Annotated in this window: 1 pseudogene; it reads left to right on the forward strand. The window is 71.3% G+C overall.

The window, feature by feature from the left end:
• Window positions 1–425: pseudogene (locus LPA54_RS39840) on the forward strand (phage tail family protein); the annotation flags it as partial.

The raw sequence follows: 425 nt of genomic DNA on the forward strand, positions 1-425 counted from the left end.
TGCGGCACGTCCAGCCGCAGCCGCGCACCATCGTGTGGCCGGTGCTGGTCAAGGGCTCCGACCACACCACGTTCACCGCGAACTGGCGGGCCCTGGCGCGCGCCTTCACACGGACGCTGCGGGAAGGACCGGGCACGCTCGAGGTGGCGCGCCCGGACGGTACTGCCCGACGCATCTCCGTGTACTACATCAGCGGCTGGGACGTCATGGGGGACACGGCGACCGGGATCACGTGGGACTCGGCGGTGGTCACCCTGTGGTGCGAGGAGCCGTACTGGGAGGACGTCCAGCCCCAGACGGTGCACCGCGAGTCCGGCGCCCCGGCGGACTTCCTGGTGCCGTATCCCACGGTGTCCTCCAGCCAGGTCCTCGGCGCCACCACGGTCACCAACCCGGGTGACGTCGAGGTCTGGCCCGAGTGGAGG

Origin of the sequence: Streptomyces sp. DH12 (assembly GCF_020873895.1) — a bacterium.
GTDB lineage: Bacteria > Actinomycetota > Actinomycetes > Streptomycetales > Streptomycetaceae > Streptomyces.